The sequence below is a fragment of the Pseudomonas sp. FeS53a genome, from assembly GCF_000931385.1.
GTDB classification, from domain to species: domain Bacteria; phylum Pseudomonadota; class Gammaproteobacteria; order Pseudomonadales; family Pseudomonadaceae; genus Metapseudomonas; species Metapseudomonas otitidis.
In genome coordinates this window covers 69,252-87,346 of sequence record NZ_JYFT01000063.1, presented here as the reverse complement: position 1 = coordinate 87,346, position 18,095 = coordinate 69,252, and the positions used below count along the sequence as shown (strand labels likewise).

At 69.1% G+C, this 18,095-nt stretch carries 15 protein-coding genes; 10 read left to right on the top strand and 5 right to left on the bottom strand.

The window, feature by feature from the left end; genetic code table 11:
• Positions 1 to 140: 140 nt before the first annotated feature.
• The 3 genes from SZ55_RS20090 (at position 141) to radA (ending at position 2,139) form a co-directional block, all read left to right on the top strand.
• Positions 141 to 389: a YdcH family protein gene (locus SZ55_RS20090; RefSeq protein ID WP_044410511.1), complete on the top strand. Its 249-nt coding sequence runs from the start codon at positions 141 to 143 to the stop codon at positions 387 to 389.
• 67 nt (positions 390 to 456) lie between these two features.
• Entirely contained in the window at positions 457 to 729 is a 273-nt protein-coding gene (locus tag SZ55_RS20085) for a hypothetical protein (protein WP_044410508.1), read from the top strand.
• Positions 730 to 771: 42 nt separating this feature from the next.
• The gene (gene radA, locus SZ55_RS20080; protein ID WP_044410504.1) at positions 772 to 2,139 is read left to right on the top strand and encodes a DNA repair protein RadA; all 1,368 of its coding nucleotides are present in this window, start codon (positions 772 to 774) and stop codon (positions 2,137 to 2,139) included.
• Positions 2,140 to 2,142: 3 nt separating this feature from the next.
• On the opposite strand, the gene SZ55_RS20075 is transcribed toward radA, so the two are convergent.
• From SZ55_RS20075 to SZ55_RS20065, 3 genes are read right to left on the bottom strand one after another with little or no spacing between them, the layout of a single operon-like run.
• The gene (locus SZ55_RS20075) at positions 2,143 to 2,511 is read right to left on the bottom strand and encodes a PilZ domain-containing protein (RefSeq protein WP_044410501.1); all 369 of its coding nucleotides are present in this window, start codon (positions 2,509 to 2,511) and stop codon (positions 2,143 to 2,145) included.
• A 55-nt stretch (positions 2,512 to 2,566) separates the two neighbouring features.
• On the bottom strand, positions 2,567 to 4,747 hold the full coding sequence (locus SZ55_RS20070; RefSeq protein WP_044410498.1) for a hypothetical protein: 2,181 nt from the start codon (positions 4,745 to 4,747) through the stop codon (positions 2,567 to 2,569).
• The gene (locus SZ55_RS20065; RefSeq protein ID WP_044410495.1) at positions 4,734 to 5,948 is read right to left on the bottom strand and encodes a DUF3142 domain-containing protein; all 1,215 of its coding nucleotides are present in this window, start codon (positions 5,946 to 5,948) and stop codon (positions 4,734 to 4,736) included. The genes SZ55_RS20070 and SZ55_RS20065 overlap by 14 nt, the downstream gene beginning before the upstream one ends.
• A 210-nt stretch (positions 5,949 to 6,158) precedes the next feature.
• Between SZ55_RS20065 and SZ55_RS20060 the strand changes: the two genes are divergently transcribed.
• From SZ55_RS20060 to SZ55_RS20030, 7 genes are all read left to right on the top strand, one after another.
• On the top strand, positions 6,159 to 6,665 hold the full coding sequence (locus SZ55_RS20060; RefSeq protein ID WP_044410492.1) for a DUF3015 domain-containing protein: 507 nt from the start codon (positions 6,159 to 6,161) through the stop codon (positions 6,663 to 6,665).
• A gap of 273 nt (positions 6,666 to 6,938) precedes the next feature.
• Positions 6,939 to 9,005: a carbon starvation CstA family protein gene (locus SZ55_RS20055; RefSeq protein ID WP_044410490.1), complete on the top strand. Its 2,067-nt coding sequence runs from the start codon at positions 6,939 to 6,941 to the stop codon at positions 9,003 to 9,005.
• A 13-nt stretch (positions 9,006 to 9,018) separates the two neighbouring features.
• On the top strand, positions 9,019 to 9,222 hold the full coding sequence (locus SZ55_RS20050; RefSeq protein WP_044410488.1) for a YbdD/YjiX family protein: 204 nt from the start codon (positions 9,019 to 9,021) through the stop codon (positions 9,220 to 9,222).
• 257 nt (positions 9,223 to 9,479) lie between these two features.
• Positions 9,480 to 10,454, top strand: a complete 975-nt coding sequence (gene yjiA / locus SZ55_RS20045) for a GTPase (RefSeq protein WP_044410485.1) — start codon at positions 9,480 to 9,482, stop codon at positions 10,452 to 10,454.
• Positions 10,455 to 10,536: 82 nt separating this feature from the next.
• Positions 10,537 to 11,052, top strand: coding sequence for a sigma-70 family RNA polymerase sigma factor (locus SZ55_RS20040; protein ID WP_044410482.1), 516 nt, complete (start codon positions 10,537 to 10,539; stop codon positions 11,050 to 11,052).
• Positions 11,049 to 11,984 (top strand): DUF4880 domain-containing protein, encoded by a 936-nt coding sequence (locus SZ55_RS20035; protein WP_044410479.1) that lies wholly within the window; start codon positions 11,049 to 11,051, stop codon positions 11,982 to 11,984. The genes SZ55_RS20040 and SZ55_RS20035 overlap by 4 nt, the downstream gene beginning before the upstream one ends.
• A gap of 64 nt (positions 11,985 to 12,048) precedes the next feature.
• Positions 12,049 to 14,439: a TonB-dependent receptor gene (locus SZ55_RS20030; RefSeq protein ID WP_044410475.1), complete on the top strand. Its 2,391-nt coding sequence runs from the start codon at positions 12,049 to 12,051 to the stop codon at positions 14,437 to 14,439.
• Between the two features lie 350 nt (positions 14,440 to 14,789).
• Here the strand turns inward: SZ55_RS20030 and glyA are convergent, their stop codons facing one another.
• Both glyA and SZ55_RS20020 read right to left on the bottom strand, forming a co-directional pair.
• Positions 14,790 to 16,043 (bottom strand): serine hydroxymethyltransferase, encoded by a 1,254-nt coding sequence (gene glyA, locus SZ55_RS20025; protein WP_044410472.1) that lies wholly within the window; start codon positions 16,041 to 16,043, stop codon positions 14,790 to 14,792.
• 100 nt (positions 16,044 to 16,143) lie between these two features.
• The gene (locus tag SZ55_RS20020; RefSeq protein ID WP_044410469.1) at positions 16,144 to 18,024 is read right to left on the bottom strand and encodes a hypothetical protein; all 1,881 of its coding nucleotides are present in this window, start codon (positions 18,022 to 18,024) and stop codon (positions 16,144 to 16,146) included.
• Positions 18,025 to 18,095: the final 71 nt, after the last annotated feature.

The window sequence follows — 18,095 nt, the reverse complement described above, 5'->3', positions numbered from 1 at the left end:
CGACCGCTCATCCTAGTGCGCCCGCCAGGCGGCGCCCAGTTACGAGCGTTCACTGTAACGCCGGTGAAACAGGTGGCTGTCCGGTCGCCCAGGCTGGTCTAGCCTCTAGCTGCTGCTTCGGTCTTGCAAGGAGCCTTGCCATGCCTCTCGAACACCACGCCCTGGAACGCGAATTCCCTGATGATCACGCCACGATGCACGAACTTCTCCAGCACAACGTGCACTTTGCCCGCCTGGCCGCCGAGTACCACCACCTCGACACGCGCATCTACGAAGTGGAGGACGGCCGGCATGCCCTGGATGACCTGCAACTGCACAGCCTGAAGATGAAGCGGGTCGCCCTGAAGGACGAAATCGCCCAGCTGCTCAGGGCCCATCAGGGCGGTTGACCGGCGTCAACGCGGTGCCCGGGGCGGCTGGCTAGGCTGGCCGCCTTTCCCCTTCGGAGCACTCGCCATGACGGCCTACGACACCCTTCCGAGCGCCACCCCCGAATCCGACCGCAAGGCCCAGTACGAGGCGCGCCGAGCCGAGGAACGACGTGACCGCCTGCGCCAGCAGCTGGACCTGCTGGACAAGCGCATCGCCCGCGTCCAGGCCGGCACCGAGCCGCTGGACGGCTCCAGCCTGCAGGCCCTGCAGATGCGCCGCGAAGGTCTGGCCCAGGACCTGGCCCGCCTGCCGCGCAAGGAAGGCTGCTGCGGCTGCGGGCGCGCCTGCAAGGGGTGATCCGCTATCATGCGGGCTTCGTTTTTCTGACGGAGTCCGCTGATGGCCAAGGCCAAGCGCATGTACGGCTGCACCGAGTGCGGCTCGACCTTTCCCAAATGGGCTGGCCAGTGTGCCGATTGCGGGGCCTGGAACACCCTGGTGGAAACCGTGGTGGAAGGGGCTGCCGCCTCGTCCTCCAGCGGGCGCGCCGGCTGGGCCGGCGGCCAGGCGCAGATCAAGACCCTGGCCGAGGTCAGCGTCGAGGAGATGCCGCGCTTCTCCACCGCATCGGCCGAACTGGACCGGGTGCTCGGTGGCGGCCTGGTCGATGGTTCGGTGGTGCTGATCGGCGGTGACCCCGGCATCGGCAAGTCCACCATCCTCCTGCAGACCCTCTGCAACATCGCCACCCGCTTCCCCGCGCTCTACGTCACCGGTGAGGAATCCCAGCAGCAGGTCGCCATGCGCGCCCGCCGCCTCGGGCTGCCTGAGGACAAGCTCAAGGTGATGACCGAGACCTGCATCGAAAGCATCATCGCCACCGCGCGGGTGGAGAAGCCCAAGGTGATGGTGATCGACTCCATCCAGACCATCTTCACCGAGCAGCTGCAGTCCGCCCCCGGCGGCGTGGCCCAGGTGCGCGAGAGCGCCGCGCTGCTGGTGCGCTATGCCAAGCAGAGCGGTACGGCGATCTTCCTGGTCGGCCACGTGACCAAGGAGGGCGCCCTGGCAGGCCCCCGCGTGCTGGAGCACATGGTCGACACGGTGCTGTATTTCGAGGGCGAGTCCGACGGCCGCCTGCGCCTGCTGCGGGCGGTGAAGAACCGCTTCGGCGCGGTGAACGAGCTGGGCGTGTTCGGCATGACCGATCGCGGCCTGAAGGAGGTTTCCAACCCGTCGGCGATTTTCCTCACCCGCGCCCAGGAAGCGGTGCCCGGCAGCGTGGTGATGGCCACCTGGGAAGGCTCGCGGCCGATGCTGGTGGAGGTGCAGGCGCTGGTGGACACCAGCCACCTGGCCAACCCGCGCCGGGTCACCCTGGGCCTGGACCCGAACCGCCTGGCGATGTTGCTGGCGGTGCTGCACCGCCACGGCGGCATTCCCACTCACGACCAGGATGTGTTCCTCAACGTGGTGGGCGGGGTGAAGGTGCTGGAGACGGCCTCCGATCTGGCGCTGATCGCCGCCATCATGTCGAGCCTGCGCAACCGGCCGCTGGAGCATGACCTGCTGGTGTTCGGCGAGGTGGGCCTGTCTGGCGAGGTGCGCCCGGTGCCCAGCGGGCAGGAGCGCCTGAAGGAGGCGGGCAAGCATGGCTTCAAGCGGGCCATCGTGCCCAAAGGGAACGCCCCGAAAGAGGCGCCCCCCGGCTTGCGGGTCATCGCGGTGACGCGCCTGGAACAGGCGCTCGACGCGCTGTTCGAGTAGCTGTCAGGCGTCCACGAGGGCGGCCAGGTCGCGCTCCAGCAGCGTCTCGTCGCCCAGGTTCAGCTCCATCAGCCGGCGCAGGTGGGCGATGGAGTCCAGGTCGATGTGCTGGCAGACGAAGCCCAGCTGATCGTCGTGGATCCGGGTGAGGACCACGTCCATGCGCACCAGGGCGTCCCGGGACAGGTGGATGACCGCCTGGAAGGGTTGGTCCCCGTCCCCGTTCCAATTATTCGGGCGGCTCAGCAGCAGGCCTTTCAGGGAGATGTCCTGCAGTTCGGCCTGCCATTGGCGCTCGCCCTGGATCAGTTCGGTCACGGCGTCGAACGCGACCCGGTGGAAGCGCCGTCGTTCGTGTTCTTTCTGGCTCATCGCTCAAGACTCCTGGGCAGTTTGGATCACTATAGACAAGGGCTAGAGTACCCGCTCATCCCCGACGACGACGCCAGGCCAGCAGCAGGCCGCCGGCCACCAGCAGTGCGCCGAGGCCATAGGCGGCATGGCGTCGGGATGGCGCCAGGGCGGTGATGGCGGCCCAGCGTTCTTCCCATTGGCGGGGCTTGGCCCGCTCGAAATCCGGATCTTCACACGTCTTGCCGAAGTTGCCGGCCCACTCCACGAACGGACCGTTCTCCACGTAGCGGCGGTAAATGCGCCGGGCGCTGTCCAGATCGCGGTACTCCAGCCACCCGCTGGCCTGACACAGTGCAGCGGCGAAGGCCTGGCTGGTGTGCGGCAGTCGGTCGGCGGCGCGTTCGGCCAGGTCCGCCGCCACCCAGCGGTAGTGGAAGCGGCGGTTGGGCTCGGCCAGTGCGCTGTTCTGGCGCCTGGCTTCGTCTTCGCTCAGCCAGCCGGCCGGGTCCTGTCGTTCCACCTGGAGCTGGTAGTAGTTGCCTTCGTAGACCTTGAAGTCCGGCGACATCTCATAGCCCAGCAGCTCCATGCCGCGCCAGCGTGCCAGGACGGCGGCGGTGTAGTAGGCCTCGGCCTGGCCGATGTCGGTCCAGCGGCTCTCCGCCTCCCGGCGTGCCCGGGCGTACTCGCGGGCGATGGTGCGCAGCTCCTCGGTGGCGAAGTAGGCCGGTGCCTCGTCGTAGCGCCCTTCGCGCATCAGGCGACGGCCCAGCAGCTCCCGCAGCAGGGTGGCAATCGGGCGAGGCAGGTAGGCGTCGCCTTGGGCTTGGTCCTGCGGATTGGGCGCTGGCACCTTGGCGTCGACGAAGCCCTTCAGCTCGTCTGCGGTGAGCACCCGTTCGGCGAGGGTGGCGGTGTCCTCCCAGTAGATCTCGCCGCTGCGGTAGAGCATGTCCAGGGCGTCCAGGTAGTCGCCGCGCTTAAGCGCGAGTACGGCGCGTTCGCCGTCGACCCGGCAGTGAGGCTTCACCGTTTCCAGGTAGCCGTCGTCGTCGCGCCGGTAGGCCCAGCTCTCGTTCTCGGGGAAGGCCTGGGAGGCCTTGGCATAGGCCTGGGTGGCCGTAGTGATGTCGCCGTCGTGCAGTGCCACCTTGGCGCGGATCCACCAGGCGAGGCCCGAGTCGCCGGCCTTTTCCAGCAAGCGCCGGGCGGTGTCGTACTGGCCGCTCTGGTAGGCCAGGGTGGCGAGGCGGTCGGCATTGGGCAGGGCCGGTTCGTCCAGCGACAGCAACAGCTGGACGAGGGGCTTCTCGGCCTCGGTCTGGCCCTCGTAGTCCCAGCCGATTCGGGTCAGCAGGCGGATGGTCAGCAACTGCTGGACCTCCGGAACCTCCAGCAGCGGGCGCAACTGATCCACCGGCATCTGCGCCAGTTCGCTGGAGAGGAGCTTGAGGGAGCTGATGCCGACGCTGGAGTTCAGCGCCGCCTGGTTGGAATAGAAGCGGATGGCCTGGCCCCAGTCGCCGGCGTCCTTGGCCACGCGGGCCTCTTCCCCGAGGCTGGCGGCGGCCAGTTCCAGCGGGTCGGGGAAGCCGTCCAGGACCAGTTGGCGGGTCAGCTGGAAGGCTTCGCGGGCGGCTTGGGCGTGGGCCTGCCGGCGCTGCTCGGCCCCGGCATCGGTGGTCACGTCGTCGGAAGCGGGCAGATTGCGGCTCATTTCCGCCTGTGCGCGCCCAAGGGAATAGGCCGCCCAGGTGCTGCGGGCCCGGCGTTGGTCGGCGGGCAGGGCGAGCAGGCGGCGGAAGTAGCCGCTGGCCTCTTCCCCGTCACGGCGGAAGGCTACGGCGCCGGCGATGTAGAGACGCTGCTCTTCTGGCAGGTCGCCGGCCTGGGCTTCCACCTGGGCGGGGTCATCCAGGGCACGCAGCTGCTCGACGCGCTGGGCGACGTCGCGTCCCAGTTCGTCCCGCTCCACCCACTCCCGCTGGCGCACGTAGTTCTCGTTGTCCGCCTCCCAATAGATCACCAGGGTGGCCTGGCTCACCGGCTTGAGCCCGGCGATGGGCGGGGCCAGGTGGGTGGCTTCGAAGACGAAGTTGTTCTCCGGCATCTCGGCCAGGGTGCGGGCGCGGTTGTCCAGCAGGGTCAGGCTGAAGTCGGGCCCGCAGGCCAGGGCCTGGTTGGCCAGCGGCAGGGCCAGGGCCAGGGCGATGGCCAGGGCCAGGCGGGCGAGGGGCCGATCAGGGTTGTGCATGGAGTCCTCCTTGAGCAGGTGCATGGCAGCGGGCCCAGCCCAGCGCTCGGCGCTGGCCCGCTTGCAGGTAGAGGGTGGGGCCGGCCTCGCGTTCCAGGCGCAGGCCGGCGTCGTCCGTGACGAGGCGATAGCCCGGCAGGGCGTCATGGGCGAAGCAGTCATGGGCGGCCAGTTGCAGGCGAGCGGGCAGCGCTGCCGGGGCATTGCCGAGGTTGGCCAGGGTCAGTTCGTTGAGCTGGGGGTCGTTGTCCGGGCGTCGCACGTCCAGGCGCAGGTCGGCCGCCAGTGCTTCGCCCCGGGCCACCGCCATCAGCGTCGCCAGCGGCCAGGCGCGGCGATCCCCGGGCAGGGGCAGGCGGAACCAGATCAGGCCCGCCAGGTGTGTGGGCGGGTCGCGGCGCAACTGGGCGACGAGCCCGGCGACGCGTTGGGGATCGGCCATCCATTCCTGGCGCGCCCCGGCGATGGGCAGCGGTGCTTCGCTCTCCACCTGAACGCCTTCGTCGGAGCGGATCAGGCCGGCGCCGTAGGCGGGCAGGGCGAGGAGGAAGGGCGTGGGGCTGACGGCATCCCAGCGGCGCGCCCATTCCAGGGCCTGGCGCTCGTCGAACAGGCCCTTCTCCGGCGCGCTGACACCGTGCACCTGGAGGACGCTGCCGTCGACCTGGGCGAGCACGTCCGGCAGGCGGGGGCTCGACAGCCAGGCGGGCAGGGCGGTGATGCCGAGCTGCATGCCGGTGGGCAGGCTGGCGCGCAACTCGCCGAGGAAGAGGGCGTAGTCCGCCAGGCGCGCGCTGGCGCAGTCGTGGTCGATTTCCACGGCCACCGGGGTGAGCCCGGTGCGTTGCCAGTCCGCCAGCAGGCTGCCGATCTCGTCCCGTGCGCGCTGGCTGTCCAGTTGCSGCAACTGGCCGTCCAGGCGCACCACGGCGACCCAGGGGCGGCCGTCCTGGCGCAGCAGGTCGGTGTCGATGCGGGCCCGCGACCAGCCGGCGCCCGGGTGGGCCTGGAGGGCCAGTACGCGCAGGGTGGAAAAGGTGGCGTGGCTGGCGCGCAGGGCCTCGGCGTGGGCCGGGGTCCATTGGCGTTGCCAGACGTAGAGCTGCTGGTCGAGCGGCGGCGAGTGTCCGTCCCGGCAGGCGGCCAACATCAGCAAGGCTGCGAAGAGTGCCGCGATCCTGCGGCGGAGGGGGCCGGTCATGGACGGTCATCGATGGGGCAGGCGGGCCTGCTGGCCCGGTCGCGGCGGATTAGACTCCCAATCCCCGGCGCCGGCAAGGGGCGCCCGCCAACCCGTTCACATCCCCGGCGACCGCTCGCCGGATGGTTGACCGTTCGGTTTGACAGCCGCTTTCCTGTCACCAAAGCTGCATGAGCTATTCACCTTCTGATTACCTGTGGAGTGCAGCTAATGGACAACCGACTGCTGGTCAAAGGTCTGATTGCGGGATTGCTCTGTGTTGGCAGCGTGGCGGCTCATGCCGATGCTGCCGGCGGCAACGGATGCGGCTGGGGCAACATGCTCTTCGAAGGGCAGCGCGGCATGGCCCCCCACTTCCTCGCCACCACCACCAACGGCACCTCGGGCAACGCCACCTTCGGTATGACCTCCGGGACCAACGGGTGCGACACCAGCGTCAAGCTGGGCTATGGCGGCCGCTCGATGCTGGCCATGAACGGCATGCTCGACAACATCGCCGAGGACATGGCCCAGGGCCAGGGCGAGGCGCTGGACGCCTACGCCACCCTGCTGGGCGTGGAGAAGGCCGACCGTGCCCACTTCGCCAAGATCACCCAGGAGAACTTCGCGCAGATCTTCTCCGCCCCCGACGTGACCGGCGAGCAGGTACTGGCCAACACCCTCGACGTGATGAGCCGCGACCAGCAGCTGGCGCGCTACGCCAAGCAACCGGCCTGATCGGCAGGAGCAATGAAGAAGCCGGGCGATGCCCGGCTTTTTCATGCCTGCGGGATACGTGAGGGGGCATGCGCGGCGCGTGCCGGCGTGACGGGCGGCGTTGCGGGTGTCCTCAGACCCTTCCTGCAATTTTCTGCGTGAGGAAGGAAATTCATCGAAGGTGTCTTCCGGCGCGGTTGTCGGAAGGCTCTAGACCAATGTCTAGACCTCAATCGGGACGGATGGGGCTAAGCTTGTGCGGCAGCTCGTCTGTCCATCCATTGGGAGTCTCCTATGAACAATAACAACAGCGTCGCGCGCCACCTGCCCTGGGCAGTGCTGGCCGTCATCGGCGCCAGTGCCTTGGGCGTGGTCGCGTTGCGCCGCGGCGAGGCCATCAACGCCTTGTGGATCGTGGTGGCAGCCGTGGCGCTCTACCTGATCGCCTACCGCTACTACAGCCTGTTCATCGCCAGCAAGGTGATGCAGCTCGATCCGACCCGCGCCACCCCGGCGCTGATCAACAACGACGGCCTGGACTACGTCCCGACCAACAAGCACATCCTCTTCGGTCACCACTTCGCCGCCATCGCCGGCGCCGGCCCGCTGGTGGGCCCGGTGCTCGCGGCGCAGATGGGCTACCTGCCCGGCACGCTCTGGCTGATCGCCGGGGTGGTGCTGGCCGGTGCGGTGCAGGACTTCATGGTCCTGTTCATCTCCACCCGCCGCAACGGCCGCTCCCTGGGCGAACTGGTGCGCGAGGAGATGGGCCAGGTACCCGGCACCATCGCGCTGTTCGGCGCCTTCCTGATCATGATCATCATCCTCGCGGTGCTCTCGCTGATCGTGGTGAAGGCCCTGGCCGAGAGCCCCTGGGGCATGTTCACGGTGATGGCGACCATCCCCATCGCGGTGTTCATGGGCGTGTACATGCGCTACATCCGCCCGGGCCGCATCGGTGAGATCTCGCTGATCGGCGTGGTCCTGCTGCTGGCCTCCATCTGGCTGGGCGGCCAGGTCGCCGCGGACCCGGTCTGGGGGCCGGCGTTCACCTTCACCGGCATCCAGATCACCTGGATGCTGATCGGCTATGGCTTCGTCGCCGCCGTGCTGCCGGTGTGGCTGATCCTCGCCCCGCGCGACTACCTGTCCACCTTCCTCAAGATCGGCACCATCATCGCCCTGGCCATCGGCATCCTGGTGACCATGCCGATGCTGAAGATGCCGGCCCTGACCCAGTTCATCGACGGCACCGGCCCGGTGTGGAAGGGCAACCTGTTCCCCTTCCTGTTCATCACCATCGCCTGTGGTGCGGTGTCCGGCTTCCACGCGCTGATCAGCTCCGGCACCACGCCCAAGCTGCTGGCCAGCGAGACCCACGCCCGCTACATCGGCTACGGCGGCATGCTGATGGAGTCCTTCGTCGCCATCATGGCCATGGTCGCCGCTTCGGTGATCGAGCCGGGCGTGTACTTCGCCATGAACAGCCCGCCGGCCGTGGTCGGCACCGACGTCGCCGCCGTGGCGGCCACCGTCAGCAGCTGGGGCTTCACCATCACCCCCGAGCAGTTGGAAGCCACCGCCCGTGACATCGGCGAGCACACCATCCTGGCCCGTGCCGGTGGTGCGCCGACCCTGGCCGTGGGCATCGCGCAGATCCTCCACCAGGTGCTGCCGGGCGAGAACACCATGGCGTTCTGGTACCACTTCGCGATCCTCTTCGAGGCGCTGTTCATCCTCACTGCCGTGGACGCCGGCACCCGTGCCGGGCGCTTCATGCTGCAGGACCTGCTGGGCAACTTCGTCCCGGCGCTGAAGAAGACCGACTCCTGGTTCGCCAACGTGCTCGCCACCGCCGGTTGCGTGGCCCTCTGGGGCTGGCTGCTGTACCAGGGCGTGATCGACCCGCTGGGCGGCATCAACACCCTGTGGCCGCTGTTCGGCATCTCCAACCAAATGCTCGCCGGCATCGCCCTGATGCTGGGCTGCGTGGTGCTGATCAAGATGAAGCGCCAGCGCTACGTGTGGGTGACGCTGATCCCGGCCACCTGGCTGCTGATCTGCACCACCACCGCCGGCCTGATCAAGCTGCTGGACCCGAACCCTGCCGTCGGCTTCCTGGCCCTGGCCAAGAAGTACAGCGACGCCGCCGCCGCCGGCCAGGTGCTGGCACCGGCCAAGGACATGGCGCAGATGCAGCACGTCATCTTCAACGCCTACACCAACGCCACCCTGACCGTGCTGTTCCTGTTCGTGGTGCTCAGCGTGCTGTTCTATGCCTTCAAGGTCGGCCGTGCCGCCTGGAGCAAGCCCGAGCGCAGCGACAAGGAAACGCCGTTCCAGCCGATCCCGGACGCCTGAGGAGTGAACGCGCATGTTCAATGACCTGAGCCGCATGGGTAAGTACCTTGGGCAGGCCGCCCGGATGCTGGTGGGCATGCCCGACTACGACACCTACGTCGAGCACATGCGCAACAAGCACCCGGACCAGCCGGTGATGAGCTACGAGGCGTTCTTCCGGGAGCGCCAGGAAGCCCGTTACGGGGGCGGGAAGGGGCGGCCCATTCGCTGCTGCTGAAACCTGCCCCGCCAGGCTGCTGCGCTTGGCATCTTGGAGGCGGGCAGTGCTCGGAATCCTCATGTACTGGAGTACATTGCGGTTCCTGCGCGCTGGTCGCCACCAACCTGCCTGCGCTCGCGACGCCTGGCGAGACAGGTTGATAGTTACCCACGCGCCACGACTCGTCGTGGCGCTGTTCTTTCTGCTCCGCGCACCGCCGAAACACCCATGGCCTGCCTTCCGCGCAGGTCACCGCCACATTGAGGAATGCCCTGATGTCCGCACACCTCCCCATCCCCGTCACCGTGCTCACCGGCTTTCTCGGTGCCGGCAAGACCACGCTCCTGAAGCACATCCTCAAGGCCGAGCACGGCCTGAAGATCGCGGTGATCGAGAACGAATTCAGCGAGACGCCCATCGATGGCCAACTGCTGGGCGACGAGCCGGTGCAGGTGATGACCCTGGCCAACGGCTGCGTCTGCTGCTCCATCCACGTCGAGCTGGAAAAGGCCCTGTTCCTCCTGCTGGAGCGCCTGGATGCCGGCGAACTGGCCTTCGACCGCCTGGTGATCGAGTGCACCGGCCTGGCCGACCCGGCGCCCGTGGCGCAGACCTTCTTCGCCGATGAAGCCCTCTGCGAGCGCTACGTGCTGGACGGCATCATCACCCTGGTGGACGCCGTGAATGCCGAGCGCCACCTGGCCGAACCCATCGCCCAGGCCCAGGTGGGGTTCGCCGACCGCATCCTGGTGAGCAAGCGCGACCTGGTGGACGAAGCGCACTTCGAAGGCCTCAGCCAGCGTCTCTCGCGGATCAACCGCCGGGCGCCGGTGCGCGTCGTCGATCACGGCCGCATCGACCTGGCCGAACTGCTGGACGTGCGCGGCTTCAACCTCAACGCCGACATCGGCCCCGTGCTGACCTTGCGCCCCGTGCGCCCGGCCGCCACCCCGGACCGCATCGGCACCCTGGTGCTCAAGAGCGACAAGCCGCTGGACATGGAGCGCCTCAGCGCCTTCATGGAAGGCCTGCTGGAGCGCCACGGCAACGCCCTGCTGCGCTACAAGGGCGTGCTCGCAGTGGCCGGCGAAGCCCGTCGCCTGGTGTTCCAGGGCGTACTGCGCCTGTACGGCTTCGACTGGGATCGCGAATGGGAGGCGGACGAGCCGCGCGAGAGCGTGATGGTCTTCATCGGTGACAACCTCCCGGAAGACGAGATCCGCGCCGGATTCGAAGCCGCCGTCCACTGAGCGTCATCGGTGATTGGAATGCCGCTTGAAAGTAAATAGAATCACTCGCATTTGATTCTTTTCCTCTTTCGGCGTGCCCCGTATGACCGATGCCGTAGCGGCACCCGGCGACACCCCCGGTTCGCTCTACCGTGAGCACCGCAGCTGGCTCGAAGGCTGGCTGCGGCGCCGCCTGGGCAACGCCTGGGATGCCGCCGACCTGACCCAGGACACCTTCGTCCGCGTGCTGGCGGCCCACCAGCAGCGCACCTTGCCGACCCTGGCCGAGCCCCGCGCCTACCTGCTCACCATCGGCCGCCGCCTGCTGATCAATCACCACAAGCGCCGCAGTCTCGAACAGGCCTACCTGGACGCCCTGGCCTGCCTGCCCGAGGCCGAGGTGCCGTCGCCGGAGCAGCGCTGGCTGGTGCTGGAAACCCTGCACGCCCTCGACGAACTGCTGGACGGCCTGCCCCTGGCGGTGCGCCGGGCCTTCCTCTGGTCGCAGCTCGAAGGGCTGGACTACGCCCGTATCGCCGAGCGCCTGGCGGTGTCCGAGCGCACGGTGAAGCGCTACATGGCGCGTGCCTACGAGCACTGCCTGCTGGTGGAGCTGTGAGCGCCCACGCTGCGGAACCGGCGCGGCGCATCGCCCGCGAGGCCGCGCAATGGCTGGTGCTCCGGGACGCCGGCGGGCTGGGCCCGGAGCAAGCGGCTGCGCTGCAGCACTGGCGCGCCCTCAGCGAGGCCCACGAAGCCGCCTGGCAACGGGCCGAGGCGCTGCGCCAACGCTTCGCCGGGTTGCCCGCGCCCCTGGCCCTGGCCAGCCTGGACCGCCCCGACCTCGGCCGGCGCCGTGCGCTCAAGCAGGTGCTGGCCCTCGCCACCCTCGCCCCGGCAGCCTGGCTGGCCTACCGCCAGGCGCCCGTGGCCAGTTGGCGCGCGGACCTGCGCACCGCCACCGGTGAACGTCGCGACGTCGACCTGCCCGGTGGGGGCCGCCTGCACCTGAACACCGCCAGCGCGGTCAACCTCGGCTCCGGCGTCATCGAGCTGGTGGCCGGCGAGATCGCCGTGGAAACCCCCGGCCCGCTGCGGGTCGAGCGGGCCGAAGGCCGGCTGCTGACCGACGCTGCGCGCTTCTGCGTGCGGCAACTGGAGGTGGGCTGCCTGGTGTCGGTGGAAGCGGGCACGGTTCGCCTGCACCCTGCGACCGGGCAGGTGGTGGCGCTGTCTGCGGGCCAGCGTGCCGGCCTGCTCCCGACAGGCACCACGCCGGTGACGCGCTTCGACCCCGAGCAGCCCGACTGGCGCCAGGGGGTGCTGATCGTCGAGAACCGTCCCCTCGGCACCGTGCTGCGCGAGCTGGATCGCTACCGCCCCGGCCTGCTGCGCTGGGACGCGGCACTGGAGGCGCTGCCGGTGACCGGCACCTTCCGCCTCGACGACACCGACCGCGTGCTCGCACTGCTCGCCGCCACCCTGCCGCTGGAGGTGCACTACCGCACGCGCTACTGGGTCTCCCTGGTGCCGCGTACCCATGTCGGGTGAAGGCTGTCCCTTTTTTTCGCGTCGCTTGTCATCCCAGGAGACAACACGAAAAAGAGAGCCTTTCATGACCTCCCGTTCCCCATCCTTCCCCCTGGCCCGGCACCTGCTGCGGGCCAGCCTTCTCCTGGCCCTCGGCCTGCCCAGCGCCTGGGCCGATGACGGCGCCCGGCGCAGCTACCAGGTGCCTGCCGGCAGCCTGGCCAGTGCCCTGACCCGTTTTGCCGGCCAGGCCGGCGTGAGCCTGTCCGTGGACCCGGCCCTGGTGGACGGGCTCGACAGCCCCGGGCTGCAGGGTGAATACGGCATCGACGAGGGCTTCGATGCCCTGCTGCGGGGCTCGGGGCTGATGCTGCTGCCGGCCGGGGAGGGGGGCTACACCCTGCAACGCCTGCCGCCGCGTGCCGAGGGGGCCGAGGAGCTGCCGACCATCGCCGTCACCGGCGAAGGCGTCGGGATGGGCGGCGATGCCTACGCCGGCGGGCAGGTGTCGCGCCGCGGCAGCCTCGGGCTGCTGGGTGAGCGGGACTTCCTGGAAACGCCCCTGAGCCAGACCTCCTACACCAGCGAGATGGTGAAGAACCAGCAGGCCCGCACCCTGGCCGACCTGGTCGCCAGCGACCCCTCGGTGCGCAGCACCAACCCCTCGGCGGGGCGCTTCGAGCAGTTCTCCATCCGTGGCTACAGTCTCTACAACAGCGATGTCGCCTTCGGCGGCCTGTACGGCGTGCTGCCCACCTATTCCATCGACATGGAGATGGTCGAGCGAGTGGACGTGCTCAAGGGCCCGGGCGCCCTGCTCGGCGGGCTGGCACCCAACGGCAGCGTCGGCGGCTCGATCAACATCGAGCCCAAGCGCGCCGGGGCCGACCCGGTCACCGAATTCACCGCCATGCAGGCCTCCACCGGGCAACTGGGCGGTCACGTGGACATCGGCCGGCGCTTCGGCGAGGACCAGCGCTTCGGCCTGCGCTTCAACGGTGTGAAACAGTCCGGCGACACCGAATGGGACCACCAGCACCTGGACCGCGACTCCGCCGTGCTCGGGCTCGACCTGCGTGCCGAGCGCGTGCGCCTGTCCCTCGACCTCGGGCGGCAGACCCGTGACGTGGACGGCCCCATGGAGCGGGTCGGCCTGAACGCCGGGGTCAAGGTGCCCGACCCGAAGGACATCCACGACAACTTCGCCCAGCCCTGGACCTACTCCCGCGCCAAGGACACCTTCGGTGCCCTGCGTGGCGAGTACGACCTGGGGGACTCCACCCTGCTCTATGCCGCCGTCGGCGCGCGCAAGGGCGACTACGACTTCCTCCGCCATGCTGTGCAGGTCACCAACGACGCCGGGCGCTTCGTGGTCAGCCCCCGCGCCTTCCAGCGCGAGGAGGACGTGCGCACCGCCACCGTCGGCCTGCGTCACTGGTTCGCCACCGGCCCGGTCAGCCACACCCTGAACGCCAGCCTCAACCGCTACGAGATGACCTTCGACAACAGCGGCGCGCGCTACGCCAACGGCGTCAGCAACCTGTACAACCCGGTGACCCTGCCGGTGCCGGGCACGCCCACCGCCCCGGACAACCCCACCCACACCGAAAGCGTGCTCAGCAGCCTGGCCCTGGCCGACACCCTCGGCTTCGCCGACGACCAGGTGTTGCTGACCCTCGGTGCGCGCCTGCAGCGGGTGGAAGTGGACAGCTCCGAACCCGGCGAGCCCGACCAGCGCTACGACGAACGCGCCACCTCGCCGGCCCTGGGCGTGGTCTGGCGCACCACCGAGTCCCTGTCGCTCTACGCCAACTACATGGAGGGCCTGACCCAGGGCCAGACCGCGCCGGAGACCGCCAACAACGCCGGCCAGGTGTTCGCCCCCTACCGCAGCAAGCAGGTGGAGGCCGGCATCAAGTACGACATGGGCAACCTGACCAGCACCCTCAGCGTCTTCCGCATCGAGAAACCGGCCTACTACACCGAGAATGGCTTCCTGCGGCCCGACGGCGAACAGCGCAACCAGGGCGTGGAGCTGAACCTGTTCGGCGAACCGCTGGAGGGCGTGCGCATCCTCGGCGGCGCGATGCTGCTGGACGCCGAACTGACCCGCACCGCCAATGGCACCAACGACGGCAACCGCGCGGTCGGGGCGCCGATCCTCAATGCCAACCTGGGGTTCGAATGGGACCTGCCCCAGGTCCAGGGGCTGACCCTGACCGCACGGGCCATCCACACCGGCGCCCAGTACCTCGACCAGGCCAACACCCAGAAGGCCGATGCCTGGCAGCGCTATGACCTGGGCGCGCGCTACGCCTTCAGCGTCGGCGAGACGGACGTCACCCTGCGCGCCAGCGTGGAGAACGTCATGGACAAGGCCTACTGGGCCTCCGCCAACGTCCCCGACGGCACCGCCACCGGCTTGACCCTCTCCACGCCGCGCACCTGGCTGATGTCGGCGACGTTCGGTTTCTGAGGAGCGTTCCCGGGCTGAAGCCCGGGCTACGGCATGGCGTGCAGGGTGGGCTTCAGCCCACCATCGGAGCTGCCGGCAACACCTCTGGTGGATGGAAAAAGCGCCATCCACCCTGCGCCTGAGGTGCTTTCCCGGGCTGACGACCGGGCTACGGCATGGCGTGTAGGGTGGGCTTCAGCCCACCATTGGAGCTGCCGGCAACACCCCGGTGGATGGAAAAAGCGCCATCCACCCTGCGCCTTGTAGGGGCGAATTCATTCGCCAAGGGCTGCATAGCGGCCCCAGGGCGTGTACGACAGGCACAAAAAAGCCCGGCATGTGCCGGGCTTTTTCGTTCACCGTTCAGGCAATCAGTTGCCGTACACCGGGAACTTGGCGCAGATGGCCTTGACCTGCTCGCGCACGCGGTCGACCACGGACTCGTCGCCCATGTTCTCCAGGATGTCGCAGATCCAGCCGGCCAGTTCGCGGCACTCGGCTTCCTTGAAACCACGGGTGGTCACGGCGGGGGTGCCGATGCGCAGGCCGGAGGTGACGAAGGGGGAGCGCGGGTCGTTGGGCACGCTGTTCTTGTTCACGGTGATGAAGGCGCGACCCAGGGCGGCGTCGGCGTCCTTACCGGTGATGTCCTGCTTGATCAGCGACAGCAGGAACAGGTGGTTCTGGGTGCCACCGGAGACCACGTCGAAGCCGCGTTCGATGAACACGCCAGCCATGGTCTGGGCGTTCTTCAGGACCTGCTGCTGGTAGGCCTTGAACTCGGGCTGCAGGGCTTCCTTGAAGCACACGGCCTTGGCGGCGATCACGTGTTCCAGCGGGCCACCCTGGGCGCCGGGGAAGACGGCGGAGTTCAGCTTCTTCTCGATCTCTTCGTTCTTGCGAGCGAGGATCAGGCCGCCGCGCGGGCCGCGCAGGGTCTTGTGGGTGGTGGTGGTGACCACATCGGCGAACGGCACCGGGTTCGGGTACACACCGGCGGCGACCAGGCCGGCCACGTGGGCCATGTCGACGAACAGGTAGGCACCGACCTTGTCGGCGATGGCGCGGAAGCGGGCGAAGTCCAGCACCTGGGAGTAGGCGGAGAAGCCGGCGACGATCATCTTCGGCTTGTGCTCGACGGCCAGGCGCTCGACTTCGTCGTAGTCGATCAGGCCGGCGTCGGTGATGCCGTACTGCACGGCGTTGTACAGCTTGCCGGAGGAGGAGACGGAGGCGCCGTGGGTCAGGTGGCCGCCGTGGGCCAGGCTCATGCCGAGGATGGTGTCACCGGCCGACAGCAGGGCCAGGTAGACGGCGGCGTTGGCCTGGGAACCGGCGTGGGGCTGGACGTTGGCGTAGTCGGCGCCGAACAGCTCCTTGGCTCTGTCAATCGCAAGCTGCTCGACCACGTCGACGTGCTCGCAACCGCCGTAGTAGCGCTTGCCCGGGTAACCCTCGGCGTACTTGTTGGTCAGCACGCTACCCTGGGCTTCCATCACCGCCGGGCTGGTGTAGTTCTCCGAGGCGATGAGTTCGATGTGCTCTTCCTGGCGCTGGGCTTCCTGCTCCATCGCGGCGAAGAGTTCGGCATCGTAGCGGGCGAGGGTCAAATCACGGCTGAACATGGCGGTCCTCTCAGGGATCGGTACGTGGAAAGGCGCGCATTCTAACCCATAGGTCGCTGGCTGACACATGAAGGTCGGTCATGCGACAGACAAGTGGCGCTCACGCGGATTCCTCTTCTGCGCCGTGCAGCTCGGCGAGCTTTCCTTGCAGGGCTTCGCGTTCGTGGTCGGCCAGCAGCGGCAGCTGCTGCCAGCATTCGTAGAGCGGCTCCAGCCAGCAGCAGTAGCCGGCATCGGGGCGCTGGCGCTCCAGTTGATCGAAGGCGGTGTGGATCGCCAGGGCGTGGGCGGGTTCCTCCTGGGCCAGGGTGGTGAGCGCGCGGATGGCGGCCACCGTGGTCCAGTCGGTGGGGCCGAACAGGGCACTGAGCAGCAGGGCGCTGCGACGCGAGCCCTCCCATCCGCCGTCGAGCTGGGCGAGGACCTGGGCGGCGGCGGTCTGCACGCGGGTCAGCCAGACCAGCGCAGGGGTCGAGCGGTCGGGCACCGCCGGTGGGTGCACCAGGCACGCCAGCACCTGCAGGGCCTCGTCCTCGCCCAGGCCGGCGGCCACATGGCTGGCCTGGGCCCAGTTGCTGCGGGCGTAGGGTTGTGCGGCCAGGCCGGCGATCATGGCGCTGACCCGCTCGCCGGGCGGCGGCAGGGCGGGTCTGGGCTGGTCGCCTTCGTAGCGCCACAGCAGGTGGTCCACCGGGCCCAGCGGCTGGCGCGGATCGGGGTGGGCGATGGCCTCGGTGGTGACCTCCACCGTGCAACCGGTGAGGCCGTGGGCAGCCAGTTCGAGGGCGATGGCCAGGGTGTTGCTGGGCGCCTCCAGGGAGGAGGTGCGCAGGCTGATGCGGTCGTTGGCCGAGCCGGAAAAGGCCCCCTCCAGCAGCTTTTCGCGGATCTGCCGCAGCACGTTGGCGCTGGCGTCGCTCGGCTCCGGCGGGGCACCGGCGGCGAGGAACCACAGCTGGTAGGCGCGCTCGTTGCCGGCCCGGGCGGCGTCGATCACCCGCTGCAGCCGGGCGTCGTCACCGCTGGCCCGCCATTGGCAGTAGTCCAGCGAGGGCTGCGCCCAGTCATGCTCGGGTTGGCGGGCCAGTACCTGTTCGTACCAGCCGCTGGCCTGGGCCCAGCCCCGTTGCTCCAGCCAGGTGTCGCCGGCCTCCAGGTAGGCGCTGATTTCCTCGGGCTGCTGGCGCACCGCCAGGCTGAAGGCGATGTCGGCCTCGGCAGCCCGCCCCTGCTGGCGCAGCAGCAGCCCTCGGGCGACGGCCAGGTGCCAGTCCCGCTCGGCGCTGGCCAGGTCGGCCAGCGCCAGGGCCTGCTCGAAGCAGGCGGCGCGGCGCAGCAGGCCGATGTGCAGCATGGGCCACTGCGCGGCCAGGTCCGGGGAGGGCGTCACCCGTCCGGCGAGGGCGGCCCAGCGGCGCGCGGCGGTGAGCTGGCGGACGCTGGCCTCACGGGCCTCCGGGGTGGCCTGGATGACCCGGGAGAACAGGCGCATCTGCAGCGCCGGGTCCAGTCGCTCCAGGGCGCCGGCCGGCTCCAGCCAGCCGAGTGCCCAGGCGTTGAGGTAGTCGGTGCCCGGGGCGACGTCGATCACCTGCAGCAGCAGGTCGACGGCCTCCGGCAGGCGTTCTTCGCGGGCCATGAGCCAGCTGCGCAGGGCTTCGCTGGCGTAGTAGCGCTGCTCGCCGATGGGCAGCAGCTCGGCGTCGGCCGGACGGCCGACGCGGGCCCGGTACTGCTCGGCCAGGGCCAGCCATTCGGGGTTGCCGGGGGTGTAGCGCAGCAGTTCCGCCAGGTGTTCGGCGCCGTGGACGAGGTTGCCCTGCTCCAGCTCGGCGAGGGTGATGAAGTGCTCGTACTCGGCGGTGCCCTGGCGCAATTCGATGCTGCCGCCGGTGGCCTCGGGCGACTCGGGCACGTCGTGGTCGCTGTCGGTGGCGGGCGTGGCGTGCGGGGTGCGGAGGAAGCGTTTCCACCAGGACATGCGGGCTCCTTGTCGTGTCGTGTGCCGGTCGATGGCGCGAGGTATGACGGTGGCGGTGCGGGTGGCGCGAT